Origin of the sequence: Micromonospora sediminicola, assembly GCF_900089585.1 — a bacterium.
Taxonomy (GTDB): Bacteria; Actinomycetota; Actinomycetes; order Mycobacteriales; family Micromonosporaceae; genus Micromonospora; species Micromonospora sediminicola.
On sequence record NZ_FLRH01000003.1, the window covers coordinates 2,794,486 to 2,816,295 of the forward strand.

Below are 21,810 nucleotides of genomic sequence, written 5' to 3' on the forward strand. Positions count from 1 at the left end.
GCCAGCGCCGTCCACCTCGTCGGTACGTTCGGCTGCATGGAGCCGAGCCACCGACCCGCCGCGGTGCCGGCCGTCGGCGCGCCGGGCACACCTCCAACGCCCCTGGCCCAGGTGACCGGTGCGGCGGCAGCAGTCCTCGCACTCGACCCGTCCCAGTTACGGGAGCTGGCCACCGGTCACTCCTTCGCGTCCCTGGGCGGTTCCTCCCTCAACGCCGTCCAACTGGTCGCCGAAGCCGCGCACCTGGGCTGGCATCTGGAACTGGCAGACCTAATCTCCCGCGAGCCGCTGGCCCACGCACTGCGCTCCGCCCGCCCGGCCGCGCCGTCGCCCCGCCCCGCGTCGCCGGCCACCCCCGTGCGGCTGGTGCTGCCCGGTCAGGCCGGGATGCTGCGCTGGGACGACCGCGGCTCCGGCAGGCCGTACCACCTGCTGTTCACCGCGGACATCCGCGACGGCGGCGGTCCCGACCGGGTTGCCGCGGCGGTCGGCGTCCTGACCGCACGACACGAGTCCCTGCGGACGATGTTCCTGCGCCACGACATCGACGAGACGGGATTCGCGCGGCGGGTAGAAGCGGTGGCCCGGCCGCGAATCGCTCGCCAGGTGCTGCGCACGCCGCCGGGCACCGACATGGTCGACGCGGTCAACCGCCAACTGGCCGCCGCGAGTGGGCAGCTGGTGAAGCCGTTCCACCAGGTTCCGGTCTTCTTCCAGATCACCGAGGACGCGGCGGATCCGCGCCGACTCCTGCTGTCGCTCCTGTGCCATCACGCGCTCCTCGACGGTTGGTCCGTCAACCGGCTGTTCCGGGAGTTGGCCGACGAACTCGCCGGCGCCCAGCTGCCGGAACCGGTGACTCCCGAGCTGCTCCGGGCCGCGGGCCCCTCCCACGACGTGTCCACCGCGCTGCTCGAACGACGCGTCGCCCAGCTCCGCGGCGTACCCGCCCCGTTGGAGATGCCCTCCGACCTGGCTCGACCGGAGCGGCAGGAGCCCGACGGCCATCGGCTCACCCGGTCCCTGTCCCGGCCGTCCGCGCAGGCGTGGCGGCGGTTCGCCGGCGTCACGGGGATCAGCCGCACGGCGGTGCTGCTGGCCGCCTGGGCCCTGGTCCTGGCTCGCCGCACCGCCATGTCTGACCTGCTCATCGGTGTCCCCATCGCACGCCGGCAGACCCCCGACCTGGCCGCGGCGATGGCCTACGCCACCAACCTCGTTCCGGTTCGGTGCCGCATCGACGACGACGCGTCGATCAGCGGCTACCTCGCCGGTGTCGCCGACGACCTCGCCGACGCGGTCCGTGCCGCCGACGTACCGTTCGAGCGGCTGCACACCGCGCTCGGTGGTGGCGGTGACCGGCGGCGGGCACCGCTGGTGCAGATGGTGGTCGCGCCGGAGGACGAACTGATCCAGCGCCGGATCGAGAGCGGCCCGGTGCGGGTCGACCTGTACGAGGGGCATTGCGGCGGAACACCTTTCGACACGGTGCTGTTCGTCGGCGGCAGCCCGGACGAACCGACGGTGGTCTGCGAGTACGCGACCTCGGTGCTGACCCCGTACGAGGCCGCGGAGCTGCTCGACGCCCTTGATCACACTCTCGTGGAGCTGCACCGGGCCACCCGGGTCGGCGAGGTGCGCACGATCTCGGAGCCACAGCGGCAGCGGCTTTGCCGGATTCGACAGGGACCGCCGACACCGCCGGACAGCGACGTCTGGCAGCTCGTGCGCGCCACCGCCGCCCGGCTGCCGGAAGTCGTGGCGGTCCGCGACGAGCAGGGTGAGCTCACCTACCGGGAGTTGATGGATCTCGCCGGCGAGCAGGCGCGCGAGCTGCGACGGGCGGGCGTCGGCGCGAACGACGTGGTAGCCGTCGCGGTCCGGCGCTCCTGTCGTGAGGCGGTGGCCGTACTGGCCGCCCTGCGTCTGGGGGCCGCCTACGTCGGCCTCGACCTCGCCGACCCCGAGCGGCGGATCCGCGAGGTGATCGAACTCGCCCGGCCCGCCGCCGTGCTCACCGACCACCACAGCGAGGCGCGGCTCCAGCAGGTCGCGCCCGCGGATCTACCGCGCCTGCGGGTGCGCCTGGCCCCACCGGCTCCCGCCGACGACGGCGCGGGCGATCCCGGCTCGCTACCCGAGCCGGCCATGGACCCGGAGCGGATCATCTACCTCACCTTCACGTCGGGCTCCACCGGCGCCCCGAAGGGCGTACGGGTCCGGCACGGGTCGGTGGTCCGGTTGGTCTCTCCGGACCTGGGCGACGCAGCGGTGTGTGTCGAGGGCGACCGAATGCTGCGCATCTCGCCGTTGGCCTTCGACCTAAGCCCGATCGAGCTGTTCGGGCCGCTGGCCGTCGGCGCCACGGTGGAGGTGCATCCCGAGGAGATCCCGACGGCCGCAGGTGTCGCGGAGCACCTCGACGCCCGCGACATCACGGTCGCCTGGATCACCGCCGGCCTGTTCCGATTGGTCGCCCGGCACCGCCCCGACTGCTTCCGCCGCATGCGCTACGTGATGTCCGGCGGTGAGGCGGTCGACCCCGACGCGGTGCGGGCGGTCCTGACCCACAGCCCCGGGGTACGCGTCGTGAACGGCTACGGCCCGTCGGAGAACGCCACGTTCACGACCACGCATCCGGTCCAGTCCTGCTCCGATCTCGACCATCAGACACCGATCGGCACCGCCGTGCCCGGGACCGGCGTCCTGGTGCTCGACGAGTCGGGCCGGGTCGTGCCTCCCGGGGGGATCGGCGAACTCGTCGCCACGGGGGCCGGCCTCGCCGTCGACTACCACCGCAACCCGGAGGCGACCGCGGCGACATTCGGCCGCCCCGCCCCGGACACCGGCGAGCGGGCCTACCGCACCGGGGACCTCGTCCGGTTGGACGGCTACGGCCGCCTGCGGTACCTCGGCCGCAACGACCACCAGGTGAAGGTCGGCGGAATCCGCATCGAGCTGGGCGACATCCGCGCGCGTCTGCTGGAGTGTCCCGGGGTGGCCGGCGCCGCCGTGGTAGCTGTGCCGCAGGGACCCTCGAACACGGTGCTCGCCGCGGTGGTGCCCGACGGGCCGGCGACCGTGGCCGAGTGGCGGGACCGGTTGGCGGCCCAGTTACCGCCGGCCGGCGTGCCCTCCCTGTGGGCGATCGTGGCGGCGCTGCCGCTGACGGTCAACGGCAAGACGGACGCCGCCGCCCTCGAGCGTGTCGCCAGGCCGATCGGTGCCCTGCTCGGATCCACCGACGACCCGGAGGCGGACGTCGGCGTCGACGGTCCGTCCGGTCCGCCTGCCAGCCCCGCCCCGGACGGCGCGGCCGACCAGCGCCACCGGAAACTGGCCGAGTCGGCCTGGCACGCGGTGCTCGGAGCCCCACCCAGCTCACCGGAGAGTGACTTCTTCGCCGCCGGCGGCGACTCACTGCTGATGACCCGGCTGATGCTGCACCTGCGGCGCCAGCACGCCATCCGGATCCGGCCGCGGGACTTCTACTCCGACCCGACGATGCGCCACCTGGTCGCCTGCATCGCGCGTGCCGAGGTCGAGCAGTCGGGCGACCGCGATCCTCGCCGAGGAGGCTCCGTTGTCTGAGCTGCTGCTGCTCGTGCTCGACTATCCGGGCCGCCGCACCGAGGCCCGCGTCGCCGACCTCGGTCTCGAGCATGCCGGTTTCGCGGTGCGCTACCTGCTCCGCGAGCCGTTCGTCCGGGAACCGACCGCGCCCCGGTACGCCGAGGAGCTCCTCGCGCAGACCCCGGTCGACGGTCCGTGCGCCGGGGTGCTCGCCTACTGCATGGCGGCGTCCATCGCCCAGGAGGTGGCATCCCGCGTGTCGGCCGCCGCAGAGCCCACCGCGCTGATCCTCTTCGACGGGGAACCGGCGAGCCCGGCGGCGATCGAGGAGCAGTTCGACGTCACGGCGCGCCAGCTGGCGGCACAGCTCGGAGGAATGCCGCCGCAGGCTTCGGACGCCTCCGTGTTCGATCCGGCGAGACTGGCCGGGCACCCCGAGGACGTCATCGCCGCGATGCGCCACACCCTGGTCGAACTCGGCGTGTCCGCGGTGGGCGAGGGCGACGACGATCCGTACGCCCGGGACACCGCCGAGGACCTCGCAGACTTCTATCTCGACTGGCTGGTCCATCTCGTCGCGGCGAACAACGCCAGCTGGCCGGCGTGGGGTGGCGAGGTGCTGCACGTGATGTCCAGAGACCACGGGTTCGCCGGCCCATGGCCGGGGGCAGCGACGACAAGGCATGTCCGCTGCGGCGTGCCCCGGCCCGAGCTGCTGCGCCATCCGGAGGTGCTTCCGACCGTTCGGGCGTTCCTGGACAGCCGCGTCCCGTCGGTGAGGAGGAGAGCGTGAACCAGGCTCGGACGCCGGACGGCGACGCGTACATCGTCGTGCGCAACGGTGAGGGACGACTGGGAGTGTGGCCCGCCCCGCGGCCGGTTCCGGCGGGATGGTCGGCGACCGGCCCGGCCGGCACCCGGGAGAGGTGCCTGGCGGAGGTCGGGCGCCAGAGTGACACACCACGGCCGCGAGGCCCGGCCGGAGAGACCCTGCTGACGATGGTGCGGCGGACGGTCGACCGGGTACCGGACCGACCGGCGGTGCGCGACGACGACCGGTTCCTCTCGTACGCGGATCTCTGGCGGGAGTCCGACGCGGTGGCGACGTGGCTGACCGGTCGCGGCGTGTCGCCCGGGGACCGGGTCGTCGTCTACCGCGAGCGCGGCGTCTCGACGCTGACCAGCATCCTCGGCGTATTGAAGGCGGGCGCGGCCTACATCGCGGTCGACACCCGCTATCCGGACGCCCGGCGTGATCTCATGATCCGCGCGGGCCGACCCGCCCTGGTGCTGACCGGGCCGGAGCTCGCCCACCAGCTGTCCGAGACCGGCGTGCCGGTCGGTGAACTGGACTCTGCCGGATGGGCCGCGTCGGGCACGGTGAGCCCCCCTCCACTCGACGTCCGGGCCGACGACGCCGCCTGCGTCCTGTTCACCTCCGGCTCGTCCGGCCAGCCGAAGGCGATCGTGCTGGAGCACCGTAACCTGCGGTACTTCGCCGAGAACGAGGCGCTTCCGCCGCTGACGGAGCAGGACCGCACCGCCCAGGTCTCCAGCGTCTCCTTCGACGCGTTCCATTTCGAGATCTGGGCCAGCCTCGCGGGCGGTGCCGAGGTGGTCGTCATGCCGTCGCTGTCGACGCTGATGGGGGAGGACATGGAGCGCGACCTCCAGCGCCGGCGGATCACCGCGATGCTCGCCCCCACGATGGTCGTCAACCACGTCGTGCACGAAGACCGCGACGCGTTCGCGCCGCTGCGTGTCCTGCACACCGGCGGAGACGTCCTCCAACCGGCAGCCTGCCGTGAGCTGCTCGCCGGCGGATTCACCGGAGAGTTCCGCAACCTGTACGGCCCGGCCGAGGCGAGCACCGCCTGCACTGGGTTCCTCGTCAACGACCTGGCCGAGGACGCGGACACCGTACCGATCGGAGCACCGCTCGCCGGGGCGTCGGTGTACGTCCTCGACGCGAACCTCGACGCGGTGGACGTGGGCCAGGTCGGTGAGATCCACATCGGCGGCACCGGTGTCGCCCGCGGCTACCTGGACCAACCGGTCCTGACCGCCGAACGCTTCCTGCCCGACCCCTTCGGCCCGACCGGCGCCACGATGTACGCGACCGGCGACCTCGCCCGCCGCCGTGCCGACGGCCTACTGGAGTTCGTCGGCCGGGCCGACGACCAGGTGAAGATCCGCGGGTACCGCGTCGAGCCGGGCGAAGTGGAACGGCTGTTGGGACGGCACCCGTCCATCACACAGGCGGTCGTCCTGGCGATCGGTGCGGACCACGACCGGCACCTCGTCGCGCTGGTGGTGCTACGGGAAGCCGTTCCCCTCAACCGCCTGCGCGCGTTCGCGGTGGCGCAACTGCCGACCTTCATGGTGCCGGCGGTGATCATCGTTGTTCCCGAGATCCCCGGCAACGAGCACGGCAAGCGAGACGTCCGGACGCTGCGGGCCGTCGCCGAGGAGCATCTGCGGCGCCGGGCGAACCGGGTCCGGCCGGCCGACCCGACCCAGGTGTATCTGGCTGGCCTGTGGGAGGAACTGCTCGGGGTGGAGACTGTGGGTGCCACCGACGACTTCTTCGACCTCGGCGGCAACTCGCTCCTGGCGTTCCGGGCCCAACGGCGGATCAGGCGCGATCTCGACGTCGCGCTGGACATCCGTGACGTGCTCGACAACAGCGAGCTGGCAAAGCTCGCCCTGCGTATCGACGAGCACCGGCAGGCACGGCGATGACCGCACCCGCCCCGATCGTCGACCTGACCGACGTCGAAGCCTTCGCGGCCGGCGCGCACCGGGAGATGTTCCGGTGGCTGCGGGCCACCGACCCGGTGCACGCGCACGTGTTTCCCGACGGCGGGCGGTTCTGGGCACTAACCCGGTACCGGGACGTGGTGGCCGCGTACACGGACCACCGGACGTTCAGCTCCAGCGGCGGCGCCATGCTGGGCGGGTCGTTCCGCAGCCGCGAGGACACCGCCGCCGGACGCATGCTCGTCGCGTCGGACCCACCGCGCCACCGGCTGCTCCGCAAGGTGATGCACCACGCGTTCAGCCCAGAACGGATCCGACTGGTCCAGCGACAGGTCGAGCTGCTAGTCGACGCGGCCGTCGACCGACTGCTGGCCGATGGCGGCGGCGACTTCGCCACCGACGTGGCCCCGGAACTGCCCGCCGGAGCGTTGATGGCGATGGTCGGCCTCTCCCAGGACGAGGCACACGAGCTGATCGGGATGACCCGACGCATGATCGGGTTCCGGGATCCCGTGCTGGTCGAGCAGACCTCCGACGTGCGGCTGCAACTGGCCGGCATCCAGGCGGACATCTTCGACTTCTTCGAGGAGGTGATCCGCCTGCGCCGGCACCGACCTGGTGACGACCTGGTGAGCCTGCTGCTCACCGCGACCATCAACGGGCGGCCGCTGCCCGAGGAGGAAGTGCTCTACAACTGCATGAACGTGGCCGTCGGCGGCAACGAGACGAGCTCGTACACGGCCTGCTCCGGTCTGCTGGCGCTGCTGGACCACCCGGACCAGTCGAGCATCCTGCTACGCGATCCCGAGCTGCTCGACTGCGCGATCGGCGAGATGCTGCGGTGGAGTTCGACCAACGCGTACGTCCAGCGCGTCGCCGTCCGCGACACCGAGATCGGTGGGCGTCACATCCGGTCCGGAGACTCGGTGACGCTGTGGAACGTGTCCGCAAACTTCGACGAGGACCAGTTCGACGAGCCGAACGTATTTCGCGTCACCCGCACCCCGAACCGTCACCTCACCTACGGCGTGGGCATCCACCGCTGCATCGGCGCCACGCTGGCCCACGTCGAGCTGGGAACGCTGTTCGCGCGGATCCTGCCGCACCTGCCGAGGATGCAGCAGGCAGGGGAGGCCCGCAGGCTGAGGTCCAACTTCATCCTCGGCACCACCTCGATGCCGATCGTCATGATTTGAGTGGAAGCAGAACGGAGTGTGGACCCTATCGACGGACGGAGATGGGCGGCTGGTCCCCCCTGCGAGGGGGCATGACCTGCGCCGGCAGTGTCCCGTCGTACCCGGAGTAGGCCTCCAGCGGTCCTTCCGCGACATGTCTAAGATCATCGAAGGCCTCCTGCAGGAGGCTCACTCTCCGCCTGAAATGCGAGTCAGCCTCGCGCGGTCGCATGATCACCGACGCCACGAGTTCCGAACCGTGGTAGTTCGGCACAAGCCGACAGGCGTAGTGGAACGGCGACCGGACTGGCAGGACGAGGAGGTGGTCAAGGAGCAACCTGTCACGGTCAAACCTGGTCCTGAGAACGACCGTTCCCTGCCGCGTGGTGAGGTGATACTCGTTGCTGGAGATTAATCGCGACCCGCGGACGGACCTTAGAAATCGCGGCCACATCGCAACGTCGGATGCCATGTCCCAGAGGACATCCGGTGGACGCCGGATCGACACCGACATCGTCACGGCGGCGAGGGTTTGACCGCCATCTCTGTCATCCATGTGGGGCACTCCGCTCAAGGATCGATGTCGCGGGCAGGGTGACGACCTGAGCGGCAGATGTCGCCGACCGCGCCAGAGGAAGCGTTGCGGGCTCGGTACGCGGCGACGGCAGCGCGGTTTCCGCAGCGACCCGCACAGAACTTCTTGGATCCGTTTCTCGAGAGGTCGACCATTACCTCACGGCACTCTGGGCGCGCGCAGAGACGCAGCCGGTGAAGCTCCCCACGCTGCACCAGGTCGGCGACGGCCATTGACGTCCGGATGGCGAGTTGGGCCGCAACGGAGCCGTCCGGCGCCAGAAGCTCCAAGCGGTAGTTCTCCGTACCGCCATCTCTCACCATCTGCGGGAGGGCGTCGAACTTGTGCAGGAGTTGGTTGACTACGCTCACGGCGACAGCCTCAGATCCCGGCCAGAGCGCCCGGAGACGGTGACGGAGGCTGCGGAGCGCGCATAGATCACTCAAGCCGCAATCCGCCTCTGTCCACCAGTCGATGGTGCGAAGCAAGTTCTCGAGAGCCGCCTCGTCGGATAGATGGTCGTGCTCGCTGTCAGTCATGTTCACCAGTGCCGCTGCGGCTAGCAGCGCTGCCTGATGTGGGGAAGTCACCTGCTTCCTCCCGCAGTGGCATCGACTCGTGCCTGCCGCGATCAGCCCGTCTCGCTGCCTCGACGCGGGGGGTCCTCACCTACGAGGCCGTCCACCGACTCACGTATGAGGTCAGCGTGACCGACATGCCGCGCGTACTCCTCGATCATGTCGATGAGGATGCGGCGCAGGGTGGGCACCTCAGTCAATTTGACGTACCGGGCTGGTTGGTCCAAGCCGCCCTCGGCCAGCGCTTCTACGACCGCCGCGCGAGACCGGGCCGCAGCATCCTGCCAGAGGGTCATGAGCTGCTCGGGTGTGTCCGCCGCGGCCGAGTTCCACTCCCAGTCGGGATCGTCGTCCCAGTCCACCGTGTCCCAAGGGGGCGGTAGATCCCGCCCGAGCAGCCGCCGCGTGAAGTACTCGTCCTCGACGCCGGCGAGGTGCTTGAGCAAGCCACCAAGGGTCATTGATGAGGTACCTACGGTCGCCCTCATGCCCGCTTCGTCGAGCCCTCCGCACTTCCACGCCAACGTCGCGCGCGACCTCTCGAGGGCACCGAGCAGTGTATCGGTCTCGTTGCCGTCGAGAGGAGGTCCATCGATATAGGCCATAAACGATGAGCATACCGGCCGCGCCCGTCGCTGTGGCGTCACCGCTAAGAGGGACAACGCGCTCACCGTCGCGTCCGAGTCGCTGACGCGACAGGTTATTGGCCCTTCGGCGCCCGGACCTGTCTTCCCCCGCGATGCCTCATGACGCGCTGCGCGCACTGGTCGTCACCGCGCCACCCGATTGGTCGCCGCGACAACACGTCACATCGACTTGCGCCTCGCGGGCCACCAGGAGGACTACACGTGCGTGAGCTTCAACGTCTTGCTGATCGGCAGCGGCGGTGGGGCATCGGTTCGTATCGCCCCTCGGACACCAAGGTTCTCCCACGGTGCGTGCTGAGATCGACTTCAGCGCGCACCGTTTCCGTCTCCGGGTGGTAGTTCAGTCGGAGGCCGAGTTGCCGGTAGACCTCGGCCTTTTCCACAGGGTCGGCGTCGCAGAGCGCGGTGGTGATGTCGCCGAGCGCGGTCAGCAGAGCCGTAATCTCTGCGCGGCTCACCCGACGCGGGGTGGAACTCGCGATGGCGTGTAGGTCGCCGCAGTGGTAGAGCCAAGATCGTTGCTGCCAACCGGTGAAGCCAGGGGTCCGACGGGTAATTTCTTCGATGACGTGGTGCGGCACGTCGTCAGGCACGTCGACTGCGTCGCTGAATTCGGCAGGCATGTCCAGGATGTCGCTGCCATCCGTGGCGGCGGCGACGACGCCAAGTGCCCTGGAGGCCTCCTCGGAGTAGATACAGTGCAGGCAAGGACTCTCGGGCTGCCCGCCGTAGATCGGTCCCCGGTAGAGGTCGGTGTCCTGGGAGGCGAGCAGCTCGGCTGCGCTACCGATGATCTACGGAGCTTCGCGGGGCCCGAGGTCTCTGGGTTCAGGGTAGCCCCATTCGGCGAGCATGCTCATGGCCCGTCGGTAGGTGTGGTCACGATAGATGCCCATTTCGTGGCCGCGGTAGACGAGGGCCTTCAGCGACATGCCCCAGCGGCGCTTGAGTTCGTGGAGCTCAGGGGGACAGAGCATCGGTTTCCCGACCCGAGGCTCCGCCCGCCGCTGTCACCGGCTGACGAACCACCCGTGCGACGGTCGATCATGATCGTATCGGGGGTCGCGGTGCAGGTCCGCGTTCGGCGCCGGTAAGGCGACTCCGGCGAGGTATCGCCGGTCGGACCGACCACGGACGTGGGTCTTACTGAGCCATTTTCATCCTGCGTAGCGGTCGGCTTCGACGTGGTGCAGGACGAGGATGGCCTGCACGATCGCGGTCGCTCGGCGTGGGCAGCAGCGCAGCTTGACCAGGATCTTCCAGGTCTTGAGGGTGGCGATCGCGCGTTCGCCTCGGGCACGGATCTTCGCGTGGGCCGGTTGACGGCCTTCTGCCGGCGTGACAGCTTCGGCCGGAAGCGGCGCCGCTTGAACGGAGTGCGCACGCTGCCGCGGGCGCCTTGATAGCCCTTGTCCGCGAAGGTCATCACGCCGGCGCTGGTCAGGGCGTCGATGATGCCGTGGGTGCGGGCGGCGGTCAGGTCGTGCGTCGAGCCGGGCAGCGCGGCCGAGGCCCAGACGAGACGCCCGGCCGCGTCGGCGATGACCTGCACGTTCACTCCGTGACGCTTGTGCTTTCCGGAGTAGTACGGCTTCTGGTTGGCGACCCGGTCGATCGAGATCAGGGTGCCGTCGAGGATTGCGTAGGCGAGCAGCTGGATCCTGGTCCTGGCCGTGGTTAAGTCGTCGGCGGTCGCGGCGAGTAGGTCGATGGCCTCGCGGACATAACGCCAGGTCGTCGTGACGCCGATCTCGAATCCGGCGGCCAGGCGGGTCAGGGTGTCGCCGTTGCGCAGGTGGGCCAGGGCGAGCAGGGCTTGCCGGCCGGGGTCGAGGCGTCGCCACCGGGAGCGTCGCTGCTGGCGGCGGGTTCGGATGAGGGCGGCGAGGTGGTTCAGGCTGCGGGTGGACAACGGAATCGCGGCAGGGTAAGACAGCACAGCGAGGCTCCCGGTTGGGGCATCTGATCTTGGTCGATTGCTGTCCTACCGGGAGCCTCGTCCTACCTGGACACCGGCCTCCCGCACCGCCCGTGACCTGCACCGTCACGATGAAAATGGCTCACTGGGTGAACCCGGAAGCCGTCATCGCGGGCGATGTCGAGGGCGGCGGCGGGTAGGTCGTGGATGCGTCGGGTGGTTAGGTCGCCGGAGAAGGCGAGAGATCGACCCTTCGGTTACCGGGAGGCCACATGCCGATGCCCTGCCGACACCTCGACCCATCGGGCCAGCGTCCCGGCCGCGGCACCGCTGTCGATCACCTCCGCGCACCGCGCCCAGGCCGGGCGCAGCTGCTCCGCGAACGGCCCGGGGGTGGCCGTCACGGCGGCCAGGGCCGCAGCCGCGTTCAGTAGGACCACGTCCCGGACCGGCCCGGGCCGCCCGGCCAACAGGTCATGGACGACCCGGGCGTTGGCCGCCGCGTCCCCGCCGCGCAGCGCGCCTTCGGCGGGTCGCGGAATGCCCAGCGTCCGAGGATCCACGACCTCGTGCCGGGCCTGGCCGTCCCGGATGATCCACACCTGCGACGTGGTCGCCGTGCTGAGCTTGTCGAGCCCGTCGTCGCCGCGAGCCACCAGGGCCGTCACGCCGCGGCGGCGCAGCACCTCGGTGATGATCGGGAGCAGGCGCGCATCGGCCACGCCGATCAGGCGGTGTGCCGGGGAGGCCGGGTTGATCAGCGGGCCGAGCGCATTGAACACGGTGGGAATGCCCAGCTCTCGGCGGATCGGGCCGGCGTGCCGCATGCCCGGGTGCACCTGCGGCGCGAACAGGAAGGTGATCCCCGCCTCGGCGGCCACCCCGACGTGCGCGTCGGGATCGAGGTCGAGCGGGATGCCGAGCGCCTCCACTACGTCGGCGGAGCCCGCGGACGTCGCGGAGGCCGAACGGCCGCCGTGCTTGACCACGGTGGCGCCGGTGGCGGCGACCACGATGGAGGCCATCGTCGACACATTGACGGCATTCTTTCCGTCCCCGCCGGTGCCGACCAGGTCGACCGCCGGCCCCGCGATCGACACCGGCGTGGCCGCTCGCAGCAGCGCGTCGACGCAGCCGTCCAGCTCGTCCGCCGTCGCGCCCTTGGCGCCCAGTGCGGTGAGGAAAGCGGCCACCTGGACGGGCGAGGCGTCGCCCCGGACGATCTGTTCCATCGCCCAGCCAGCGGCACCCCCGGTCAGGTGCTTACCGGCGACCAGTGCTCTCAGCAGGGCCGGCCACGACTCGGTCACGAGTTTCCTGTCTACTTGACGTTGCGGTTCTTCGCGTTCCAGTGATGCTCGAGGTTCTTGATCAGCGGTAACTGGATAGGTGCCTAATCTCGGGTGCGTGGGTGCCCTGATCAGGCGGTGGTGGGGGTCCAGGGGCTGCCGGCAGCGGCGGTGATGAGCGCGTCGAGCATGCCGACGCCTTGCCGGGTGGCGGTGGCGGTGTAGCTGCGGATCGCGGCGAAGTGTTCGGCTCCGGTGAGGGTGCGCATGCTGCCGGAGACTTTGATCCTCAGTTTCGGCATGCGGATGGTCTGCTCCGCGGCGTTGTTGTCGAACGGTACGTGAGGATCGGTGAGGAAGCGTAGGTAGTCGTCGCGGCGGTCGCGGAGCCGGACGAACAGGGCGTGGTGTTTGCGTTGCAGTTTGCTGCCGCGCTCGGCGGTGGCGTGGGCGCCGAGCACGACGGCCGAGCGCAGTAGGTGCTGCTGGTCGGCCAGAGCGGCCTGGTCGGGTGTTTCACCGGCGGTGTGCGCGGCGGTGACGAGCCGGTTCAGTTGCTGCAGGGCGCGGATGGCTTGGGCGGCCAGGTCGGCGACCTGGCCGGTGGCGGTGTCGGTGACGTAGACCAGTTCCCGTAGCACGTGGGCGTTGCACAGAGCGTGGATCGCGGTGGTGTAGGTGTCGTACGGCGCCCACGCGTCATGCACGGCCACGCCGCGGAAATGCGGGAGGATCCCGATCGCGTCCATCGCCGTGGTGCCGCGTTTCGGGTGCACCGCGAGGAGCACGTCCGTGGGTGTGGACGCGGAGTGCAGCCACGCGAGGCGACCCGCGGTGCGCATCCCGGTCTCGTCGAAATGGGCTACCGGCGCGGCGGCGATGCGCCCGGCGATCACCGGCAACACCTGGTCGATGACACCGAGGGCGGTGCGTTTCACCCACCCGGCTACCGTGCCCGCCGCCACGGGGACCCCGAACAGGTCCTTGATCGCCGCCGCGGTGCGGGACACGGACAGGAACTGCCCGTGCAGCAGGTACACCCCGATCCCCGCAAGGCGTGGCCCGTAGGCTACCGGCGCGGACGCTTGCGGCGGCGCAGTTGCGGTGGTGTGATGCCCACACACGCACGCGAGGGTGAGCAGTTGATGCTCCGGCTTGGCCAGGGCGGCGCGTCCGCGGTCGCTGAGCTGGAGCCGACCGCCGGCGAGTTCGGCCAGCCCGCCGGCCTGCAGCAGCGGCCAGGCGAACGCCGCGATCGGTTCGCCGGGATAGAAGTCGCCGCCGTCGAGCACCTCGGCGACTGCGGCGACGGTTGCGGCGGCGGGGCGGCGGGTCGTCTCGCTGCACCGCAGCCGACCGGCCGCCACAAGGTGCAGCACGGCGTGCAGGTTGGCGTGGGCCTGCGCAGCGGTGGACCGAACCGTCTCAGACATCGAGACCGGCCAGGTCGAGGCGTTCGAGCAGGCTGGGCTTACGCGCGTGTACCGTCCGAATCTCGGTCAGCCGGGTCGAAGCCACGGTCGGCGCGGCCAATCTGTGGCGCGCGGCAGTCAGAAGCTTGTTGAGCCGCAGTCACGGTCTGCCGTTGGGATGGGCGGCGCAAGGCCCGACTACGTCGTTTATTGCGCCTTTGTGACGACTTGAAGGAGAGCGCGTACCAGCGCATTCTCTCCGCCATTGCGCCACACCGGCGCGTAGTGCAACACCGGTCCGTCGGTGATGGGCAGGAAGGTGATGTCGCCTCGCTGTCGGGTGGATGCCACGTCCGACCCGATCGGAGACACGACGTCACCACGGGCGATCGCCCGGAAGGCCTCCTCGAGGGTGACGATGCCCAGTCCGCGCCGGATGGGTCGTCCCGCCGGGGTGGTGGACGGGGTGTGCGCCTCCCACACGTAGTCCGGAATGGGTCCCTCGGGGTAGACCACCGGATGATCGCCGAGATCCTCCAGCTCGACGCTGCCCCGGCCAGCCAACGGATGACCGGCGGCCACCGCGAGCACCAACTCCTCCCGGTGTAGGACCGGCCCGACCGTGAGGTCGGGCTCACGGATGGGCAGCCAGAGAATCCCGATGTCGACCGAACCGGCCCGCAGCGGCCCGAGCGGGTCGGTCGGCAGGATCTCGCGCAGGCGCAGCTCGCACTGCGGGTGCCGCTGCCGGAACAGGTCGAGGATGGCTTCGACCGACTGGTAGTGGGTGGCCATCGTGCCGATGGTCAGCGTGCCGGCCTGGCCGCGGGCGGTGGCGGTGGCCTCCTCGATGCCGGAGATGATCTCGCTGTAGCCGGCGCGGAGACGGTCGCGCAGCCGCTCGCCCAGAGGGGTGAGCCGAACAGCACGGCTCGTACGCTCGAAGAGGCCCCCGCCGATCCGGCGTTCCTGCTGTTTGATCGACTGACTGACCCGCGACTGGGACACGTGCAGACGCTCGGCCGTGCGACCGAAGTGAAGCTCTTCGGTCAGTGTCAGGAAGATCTCGATATCGCGCAGCTCCATCGGACGGCCCTGTCTCCGATCGTCGTGGCCTGGGACTGGGCAGTCTACGGCCGCGACGAGAACGGGCGGCGCGAGCGTGGCGCGGACCACCGGCCGTCGCGGGGCCCGTCGGCGATCGATCACCGCTGGCTAATGCGGCGATGCGATCTTCTGCGTTGATCGGCCAGGGCGGCCGGGCGATGGTGGACGCATGAGCGAAAGCGTGATCGACATAGTGGCGGTGCCGGATCATCTCGGCACCCCACGCTGGCACGCTGTGACCTCGCCCGGTGCGGTGGCCGGGGTCGCCGGCCTGCGTCCGGTCATGCCGTTCGGGTACGAGCTGCCGGAGGCACCGACCGCCCTGGAGTCGGACACCCTCGAGCTGAATCTGTACGTGCAGCCGCAGTGGCGTCGTCGAGGGATCGGATCGCGGCTGCTGGCCGCCGTCGGCGCACACGCGGTGGGCCGGCGGTTGATCGTGGAGACCAGCCCGGGTTCCGCCGCGCGGTCATTCTGTGAGCGGCACGGATTCCGGCGCATCGGATCCGGGAGCCATGAACTGCTCACCTACTGCGATGTCCACCATGCATGGCTGGGTGAGTTGGTCGATGTCGAGCACCCCGGATACCGACTGCGTCACTGGACCGGGGATCCGTGCGGCGCGACCAGCGTCGAGCAACTGCTCCGGCATCCGAGCCGTCCCGGCGCCGCGGTGGTGAGCGCCGCCGAGGCGGACGGCGGGGTGGTCGCCTATGTCCTGGCGACGACAGGTGCACTGCCGCAGCGGCGCGCCCGCCAGTACGGCCCTGCCGTGCTCGTCGGTCATCGCGGACGACGCCTGGGGCTGTGGGTCAACGCCGCTCTGCTCATCCGACTGCGCGAGGTCCATCCACACGTCGAGGAGATCGAGACCCGCACCGCCGACGGGGACTCCGACCTGGTCGCCCTGCGTCGACACCTGGGCTTCCGCCCTCTCGGGCGGCGTATCCGTTACGAACTCACCCTGCCGTAACCGGCGGCCCTGACTCCGATCCACCGGTACGTCCGGGCCGATCCGTGCCCGATGAAGAGAGGTTTGTCGTGAAAAATCCTGTCCGCCTCCGGTCGTGGGTTGCCCCGGTCGGGAGCCGAGACCCGCCTGGTGATCCCGGGCCGCCACCCGGCGGTCACCACCTGCCCACGTCAACATCAAGGAGCTCACCACCGTGTCCGTCAACCTTTCCACCCAGGACAAGCTCACGGTTCGCACGGCCGCATACGGCGCGGTCACGCTGCTGTCGGCCGCCGGAGCCGCCGGCGGCTCACCCCACAGGATCGCCACCGATGGGTCCATCGCCCTCGCCTCAGCAACCGGCCTGGTCGGGCATGTGCTCGCGGAAAAATCCACGGGCATGGACCTGAGTGGCGGCTCGGTGGCCCAGATCGCCGATCGCGTGTTGCCCGCCCTGACCGAGGCGATGCGCCTGCTCGCCGAGCATGCTCCGTCCGAGGTGGACAACTTCCGCCGCACCGTCGTCGTCGCCCTCGATGCGGCCGTGCGTACCCGGCAGGGCGCACCCGCTCCCACCGTCGCCGACATGACCAACAAGATCATCGCGGCGCTCGACGTCGCTGCGGCGACCCCGGAGGTGACCACGTGACCACCCCGGCGATCTCGGTCTCGGGCCTGCGCAAGGAGTACAAGGACAAGACCGTCCTCGACGGCGTCGACTTCGACGTCCACGCCGGCACGGTGTTCTGTCTGCTCGGCCCCAACGGCGCGGGCAAGACGACGACGGTGAACGTGCTGACCACCCTGGTACAGGCCGACGGCGGCACGGTCCGGGTCGCCGGCCACGACCTTGCCACCGATGCCAGGGCGGTCCGCGCGGCCATCGGCGTCACCGGCCAGTTCGCGGCCGTTGATGAGTTGCTGACCGGCCGGGAGAACCTCCAGCTGATGGTGGACCTCAACCGAAGGGTCGCCGGCGACGGAGCGCGGATCGTCGCGGACCTGCTGGACCGGTTCGAGCTGGCCGCATCGGCGGACAAGCCGACCTCCACCTACTCCGGTGGCATGCGCCGCAAGCTCGACCTGGCGATGACGCTGGTCGGCGGTCCACGGATCATCTTCCTGGATGAGCCGACGACGGGCCTGGACCCGCGCAGTCGCCGCACCTTGTGGTCGATCGTGCGGGAACTGGTCGCCGACGGCGCGACCATCTTCCTCACCACCCAGTACCTGGAGGAGGCCGACCAGCTCGCCGACCGCCTGGCGGTGCTCGAGCGGGGCCGCCTGGTCGCCCAGGGCACCCCGGACGAGCTCAAGCGCCTCATCCCTGGGACACACGTACGGCTGCGGTTCGCCAACGCCGCCGAACTCGACGCCGCCGCGGGGGTCTTTCCCGAGGCGGCCCGCGACGACGACGCGCTGGCCCTGCGGGTGCCCGCCGACGGTGGCACGCAGTCACTGCGGGCCCTGCTGGACCGGCTCGACGAGCACTCCCTCAGCGCCGAGGAGTGCTCCGTGCGCACCCCCGACCTCGACGACGTCTTCCTCGCCCTGACGGGCCACACCACGGAGGTCGACACGAAATGAGCGCTCAGTCCCACTCGCTGGTCATGTTGCGCCGCAATCTCAAACACCTCACCCGGAACCCGACGTCGGTGTTCAACGCCGTCCTGATGCCGATCATCATCATGCTGATGTTCGTCTACATGTTCGGCGACGCCTTTAGCGTCGGCGTGGACTACATCGACTACGCGACGCCGGGCCTGATCCTGCTGGCCGTCTGCTACGGGCTGGGAGCCACCGCGACGGCGGTGAACTCCGACATGACCAAGGGCATCATCAACCGGTTCAAGGCTATGGACGTCTCCCGCGGCGCGGTGCTGGTCGGCCACGTCGTCACCAGCGTGCTGACCAACCTGATCGCCATCGCGGCGCTCGTCGGAGTGGCCTTTCTGCTGGGGTTCAGCCCGAGGGCCGGCCTGGTCGACTGGCTCGCCGCTGGTGGTGTCGTCGTTCTGCTCGCGTTCGCGGCGGGCTGGCTCACGGTCGCGCTGGGACTGTCGGCGAAGTCGCCGGAGACGGCGGGCATGGCCGCCGTGCCGCTGGTCATGCTGCCGTTCTTCAGCAGCGCGATCGTCCCGGCCGAGAAGATGGGGCCGGGCCTGCGACAGTTCGCCGAGTACCAGCCGTTCACGCCGATCATCGAGACCGTGCGCGGCCTGCTCGACAGCGCACCTGACACCACCGACGCGGCCGTCGCCGTCGCCTGGTGCGTGGCCATCGCCCTCGTCGGCTACCTGTGGGCGCGTTCCGCCTTCACGAAGCGGGCGTGACCCGGCCGGTGTGGGGCGTGTGCGGCGCCATCTCGGTGAACGTAGCCCAACGAGGCGGCGCCGCAACCGGTCGAGAGCCCTCCGTCGGCACCCGGCCGTCGCGGCCGAACGGCCGTCACCAACATGTCCTTGTCCACCTGCCAGATCAGGGGGCGTCTTGCTCGCGTCGCAACTTTCGCTGCATGACATCATCCGCCGCTACGACGAGCGCACCGTGCTGGCCGGCGTGTCCTTCAGCGTCAAACCGGGCGAGAAGGTCGGCATCATCGGCGACAACGGCGCCGGGAAGTCGACCCTGCTACGCCTGATCGCCGGAGTGGACCGACCCGACAACGGGGACCTGACGGTGATCGCCCCGGGAGGTGTCGGCTACCTGGCCCAGTCGCTGGCGCTGCCGCCACATTCCTCGGTCCAGGACGCGATCGACCTCATCCTGGCCGACCTCCGCGAGCTCGAGTCGCTGATCATGCACACCGAGGCCGGACTGAACGGTCTGTCGAGGGCTGAACTCGTCGCCGGCCTGGACCACTACGCCGGGCTGGTCTCCCGTTACGAAGCACGGGGCGGGTACGGGGCGGACACCCGGGTCGAGAAGGCGTTGCACCGGCTCGGCCTGCCGAATCTGGACCGCACGCGGGCGCTGGGCACCCTGTCCGGTGGGGAGCGCTCCCGGTTGGCGCTGGCTGCCACGCTGGCCTCCGAGCCGGAATTGCTGTTGCTCGACGAGCCGACCAACGACCTCGATGATCAGGCCGTGGGCTGGCTGGAGGCGCGCCTGCGGCAGCACCGCGGCACACTGCTCGCGGTCACCCATGACCGGGAGTTCCTCAGCCGGGTCACCGACACGATCCTGGACGTCGGTCAGGGCAGGGTGACACGCCACGGCGACGGCTACGACGGGTACCTGACCACCACGGCCGCCGAACGCCGCCGTCGGCTACAGGAGTACGAAGACTGGCGCCACCAGCTGGTCCGTAACCGTAAGCTCGTTGCCGCGAACGCGTTCCGTCTGGAAGCGATCCCGCGGAAGGCGCCGATGGCCAAGTTCGGGCACGGCGCCTTCCGTGCCCGCGGCCGTGATCACGGTGCGATGGGACGCATCCGCAACGCCAAGGAGCGCATCGAGCGTCTCACGGCAGACCCCGTCGCGCCGCCGCCCGACCCGCTGGTGTTCTCGGCCAGCATCACCGGCGTCGACAAGGACGCCCCGGAGACGGTTGCCGAGCTCACCGAGGTTCGCGTCACCGACCGGCTGTACGTGCCGTCACTGCGGATCGGCGGCACGGACCGGCTTCTGGTCACCGGGCCCAACGGTGCGGGCAAGTCCACCCTCATCCGGGTCCTGGCAGGAGAACTGCGCCCGGACCATGGAACGGTACGCACGCAGGGCCGGATCGGTCACCTGCGGCAGCAGATGACGCCGTGGTCGCCGAACCTGACCGTGCTGGAAGCGTTCGCCGGTGGGCCGGCTGGTGACCCGGACGAACTGCTGTCGCTGGGCCTGTTTCGTCCGATCGACCTGCGGTTGCGGGTGCGGGAGTTGTCGTACGGACAACTCCGCAGGCTCGAAGTGGCCCGCCTGGTCAGCAAGCCGGTCGACCTGCTGCTGCTGGACGAGCCGACCAATCACCTCAGCCCTGCTCTGGTCGAGGAGTTGGAGCAGGCGCTGGTCGACTACCCGGGCGCGGTGGTCGTCGTCACCCACGACCGCCGGATGCGGGCTCGATTCGCCGCCACGCACCTACAGCTACGTGCCGGCCACGTGGAACAACTCAGCGAGAGGACCGGCTGACGCCGGACCTGCCGCGACGGCGGTGCCATGAGCAGAAGAGAACCTCAGAGGGGAATGGCAAGTAAAGGACACTGACGTCATCATCGTGGGCGCCGGTCCGGCGGGCTTGATGTTGGCCGGGGAAGTGCGCCTGGCCGGAGCCCGAACGGTGGTGCTGGAGCGCCACCCGCAGCCGCGAGACATCCCGAAGGCCAGCGGCCTCGGCGGGCGGATCCTGGACCTGCTGCGCCACCGGGGAATTCTGCGGCGATTCGAGGAAGCCAGCAGCAATCCCCAGGTGGCCGCTCGATTTCCGTTCGGCACCATGCACCTGGACTTCACGCACCTGGCGGATCCGCCGATGCGGGCGATGCCGATTCCGCAGCGGGAGGTCGAGCGACTGCTCGAGGAACGCGCGCGGGAACTCGGCGCCGACGTCCGTCGCGGACACGACGTGGTCGGGGTGACTCAGAACGATGCCACGGTGACCGCGGACGTGCGTGGACCGAACGGGCCTGACCGAGTGACCGCTCGATACCTGGTCGGTTGCGACGGCGGGCGCAGCCGGATCCGCGACCTCGCGGGGATCGCGTTCCCCGGCGTGACCTACCCGGAGGTCAACAGGCTGGGCCAGGTCACCGTGCCCGACTCGGTGACGGTGCTCGACAACGGCGACATCGACGTTCCCGGACTGGGCCGGATCCGGGCGGGATTCACCCGGACGGACCGCGGGGTGTTCGCGTTCGCGATCACCGCCGGCGTCCTGTCCATGCAGATCACCGAGGACGAAACCGCCGAGTACGACGACGACGAACCGCTGACCCTGACCGAACTCGCCCAGAGCGCTCGCCGTGTGCTCGGCGCGGACCTTCCCCTGGGGGAACCGATCCGGCTGTCGCGATACACGTTCAAGGATCGGCAGGCCGAACGCTACCGCCACGGACGGATCATGCTGGCCGGCGACGCAGCCCACCTGTTCCCCGCCACCGGTACGGCACTCACCGTCGGCATGCTCGACACGGTCAACCTCGCCTGGAAGCTGGGCGCCGACATCCACGGCTGGGCGCCGGCCGGCCTGCTGGACACGTACCACGACGAGCGTCAGCTCGCCGGCGCACGTGCACAGCTGCAGACCCGAGCCCAGGCGGCACTGAGGCGCGGACACGACCCGGCCGCCGAAGCGCTCCGGCAGGTCTTCCAGGAACTGGTCGTCGACGAGCCGGCGCTGCGCCGGATGGGAGCACTCGTCGCCCAAGCCGACGTCCGCTACCCGATGCCGGGTGCCGGCCACCACGCCCTGGCCGGCACCTTCGCACCCGACCTCACCCTGCACACCGACCGGGGCACCACCAACGTCGCGGAGCTCATGCACACCGCGCGGCCCGTCTTCCTCGACCTTGCCGACCGCCCCGAGCTGCGCCAGATTGCCGGCGACTGGGTCGCTCGCGTCGACATCCGCACCGCGAAGACTGACACCCCGCCAGCAGACGCCCTCCTGATCCGTCCCGACGGGCATGTCGCCTGGGCCGCGACGCTCGACGAACCCACCGCCACCGCCGGGGCCACGTTGCGAGACGCGCTCTCCCGCTGGTTCGGCACACCGCCAATGAGCAGGGGAGTGCCAGCTCTCGCGGACGGCTGCTCGAACGGACCGGCGTCGTGAAGGTGGTACGGACGCACAGGGTGCGGGGACATCCGGGGGTTCGGTTACCCGCGTCGAT

Annotated in this window: 17 protein-coding genes and 1 pseudogene; 10 read left to right on the forward strand and 8 right to left on the reverse strand. The window is 70.1% G+C overall.

Going from position 1 to position 21,810, the window contains the following annotated elements:
• The first annotated feature begins 36 nt into the window (after positions 1-36).
• Genes GA0070622_RS13535 through GA0070622_RS13545 form a run of 4 tightly spaced genes read left to right on the forward strand, consistent with a single transcriptional unit; the run spans position 37 to position 7,529 of the window.
• Entirely contained in the window at positions 37-3,591 is a 3,555-nt protein-coding gene (locus GA0070622_RS13535) for a non-ribosomal peptide synthetase (protein WP_091573619.1), read from the forward strand.
• Positions 3,584-4,366 (forward strand): alpha/beta hydrolase family protein, encoded by a 783-nt coding sequence (locus GA0070622_RS33080; protein ID WP_245666234.1) that lies wholly within the window; start codon positions 3,584-3,586, stop codon positions 4,364-4,366. Before GA0070622_RS13535 ends, GA0070622_RS33080 begins: the two co-directional genes overlap by 8 nt.
• Entirely contained in the window at positions 4,363-6,315 is a 1,953-nt protein-coding gene (locus GA0070622_RS13540) for an amino acid adenylation domain-containing protein (RefSeq protein WP_281187036.1), read from the forward strand. Before GA0070622_RS33080 ends, GA0070622_RS13540 begins: the two co-directional genes overlap by 4 nt.
• Positions 6,312-7,529, forward strand: a complete 1,218-nt coding sequence (locus GA0070622_RS13545; RefSeq protein ID WP_091573621.1) for a cytochrome P450 — start codon at positions 6,312-6,314, stop codon at positions 7,527-7,529. The genes GA0070622_RS13540 and GA0070622_RS13545 overlap by 4 nt, the downstream gene beginning before the upstream one ends.
• 25 nt (positions 7,530-7,554) lie before the next feature.
• Here the strand turns inward: GA0070622_RS13545 and GA0070622_RS13550 are convergent, their stop codons facing one another.
• The 8 genes and pseudogenes from GA0070622_RS13550 to GA0070622_RS13590 all read right to left on the reverse strand — a co-directional run bounded on the left by GA0070622_RS13550 (position 7,555) and on the right by GA0070622_RS13590 (position 15,012).
• Complete coding sequence (locus GA0070622_RS13550; RefSeq protein WP_141684560.1) at positions 7,555-8,064, reverse strand: SRPBCC family protein; 510 nt, start codon at positions 8,062-8,064, stop codon at positions 7,555-7,557.
• A 14-nt stretch (positions 8,065-8,078) separates the two neighbouring features.
• The gene (locus tag GA0070622_RS13555; protein WP_091573623.1) at positions 8,079-8,621 is read right to left on the reverse strand and encodes a CGNR zinc finger domain-containing protein; all 543 of its coding nucleotides are present in this window, start codon (positions 8,619-8,621) and stop codon (positions 8,079-8,081) included.
• A 92-nt stretch (positions 8,622-8,713) separates the two neighbouring features.
• Positions 8,714-9,265 carry a mycothiol transferase gene (locus GA0070622_RS13560; RefSeq protein ID WP_091573624.1) on the reverse strand — a complete coding sequence of 184 codons (552 nt, stop codon included), beginning with the start codon at positions 9,263-9,265 and terminating at the stop codon, positions 8,714-8,716.
• Positions 9,266-9,519: 254 nt separating this feature from the next.
• Positions 9,520-10,101, reverse strand: a complete 582-nt coding sequence (locus GA0070622_RS13565; protein WP_091573625.1) for a CbrC family protein — start codon at positions 10,099-10,101, stop codon at positions 9,520-9,522.
• 363 nt (positions 10,102-10,464) lie between these two features.
• A pseudogene (locus tag GA0070622_RS13575) lies at positions 10,465-11,246 on the reverse strand (transposase family protein).
• Positions 11,247-11,482: 236 nt separating this feature from the next.
• Entirely contained in the window at positions 11,483-12,535 is a 1,053-nt protein-coding gene (gene trpD / locus GA0070622_RS13580; RefSeq protein WP_091573627.1) for an anthranilate phosphoribosyltransferase, read from the reverse strand.
• A gap of 110 nt (positions 12,536-12,645) precedes the next feature.
• Complete coding sequence (gene tnpC / locus GA0070622_RS13585; RefSeq protein WP_218060579.1) at positions 12,646-13,893, reverse strand: IS66 family transposase; 1,248 nt, start codon at positions 13,891-13,893, stop codon at positions 12,646-12,648.
• A gap of 240 nt (positions 13,894-14,133) precedes the next feature.
• Positions 14,134-15,012 (reverse strand): LysR family transcriptional regulator, encoded by an 879-nt coding sequence (locus tag GA0070622_RS13590; RefSeq protein WP_091573628.1) that lies wholly within the window; start codon positions 15,010-15,012, stop codon positions 14,134-14,136.
• Between the two features lie 190 nt (positions 15,013-15,202).
• On the opposite strand from GA0070622_RS13590, the gene GA0070622_RS13595 reads away from it, so the two are divergent.
• The 6 genes from GA0070622_RS13595 to GA0070622_RS13620 all read left to right on the forward strand — a co-directional run bounded on the left by GA0070622_RS13595 (position 15,203) and on the right by GA0070622_RS13620 (position 21,752).
• Complete coding sequence (locus tag GA0070622_RS13595; protein ID WP_091573629.1) at positions 15,203-16,006, forward strand: GNAT family N-acetyltransferase; 804 nt, start codon at positions 15,203-15,205, stop codon at positions 16,004-16,006.
• A 193-nt stretch (positions 16,007-16,199) separates the two neighbouring features.
• Positions 16,200-16,634 (forward strand): hypothetical protein, encoded by a 435-nt coding sequence (locus tag GA0070622_RS13600; protein WP_091573630.1) that lies wholly within the window; start codon positions 16,200-16,202, stop codon positions 16,632-16,634.
• Complete coding sequence (locus GA0070622_RS13605) at positions 16,631-17,572, forward strand: ATP-binding cassette domain-containing protein (RefSeq protein WP_091573631.1); 942 nt, start codon at positions 16,631-16,633, stop codon at positions 17,570-17,572. The genes GA0070622_RS13600 and GA0070622_RS13605 overlap by 4 nt, the downstream gene beginning before the upstream one ends.
• Positions 17,569-18,318, forward strand: coding sequence for an ABC transporter permease (locus tag GA0070622_RS13610; RefSeq protein WP_091573632.1), 750 nt, complete (start codon positions 17,569-17,571; stop codon positions 18,316-18,318). The genes GA0070622_RS13605 and GA0070622_RS13610 overlap by 4 nt, the downstream gene beginning before the upstream one ends.
• A gap of 157 nt (positions 18,319-18,475) precedes the next feature.
• Positions 18,476-20,110 carry a TlrC/CarA/OleB/SrmB family ABC-F type ribosomal protection protein gene (locus tag GA0070622_RS13615; RefSeq protein WP_091573633.1) on the forward strand — a complete coding sequence of 545 codons (1,635 nt, stop codon included), beginning with the start codon at positions 18,476-18,478 and terminating at the stop codon, positions 20,108-20,110.
• Positions 20,111-20,189: 79 nt separating this feature from the next.
• Entirely contained in the window at positions 20,190-21,752 is a 1,563-nt protein-coding gene (locus GA0070622_RS13620; RefSeq protein ID WP_281187038.1) for an FAD-dependent monooxygenase, read from the forward strand.
• The last annotated feature ends 58 nt before the right edge of the window (positions 21,753-21,810 follow it).

What these genes read in the sequence shown, in the direction of transcription:
- GA0070622_RS13590 (WP_091573628.1), bottom strand. Translation starts at nt 15,012, where the DNA reads ATGGAGCTGCGCGATATCGAGATCTTCCTGACACTGACCGAAGAGCTT.
- GA0070622_RS13545 (WP_091573621.1), top strand. Translation starts at nt 6,312, where the DNA reads ATGACCGCACCCGCCCCGATCGTCGACCTGACCGACGTCGAAGCCTTC.
- GA0070622_RS13560 (WP_091573624.1), bottom strand. Translation starts at nt 9,265, where the DNA reads ATGGCCTATATCGATGGACCTCCTCTCGACGGCAACGAGACCGATACA.
- GA0070622_RS13550 (WP_141684560.1), bottom strand. Translation starts at nt 8,064, where the DNA reads ATGGATGACAGAGATGGCGGTCAAACCCTCGCCGCCGTGACGATGTCG.
- GA0070622_RS13610 (WP_091573632.1), top strand. Translation starts at nt 17,569, where the DNA reads ATGAGCGCTCAGTCCCACTCGCTGGTCATGTTGCGCCGCAATCTCAAA.
- GA0070622_RS13535 (WP_091573619.1), top strand. Translation starts at nt 37, where the DNA reads ATGGAGCCGAGCCACCGACCCGCCGCGGTGCCGGCCGTCGGCGCGCCG.
- GA0070622_RS13595 (WP_091573629.1), top strand. Translation starts at nt 15,203, where the DNA reads ATGAGCGAAAGCGTGATCGACATAGTGGCGGTGCCGGATCATCTCGGC.
- GA0070622_RS13555 (WP_091573623.1), bottom strand. Translation starts at nt 8,621, where the DNA reads ATGACTGACAGCGAGCACGACCATCTATCCGACGAGGCGGCTCTCGAG.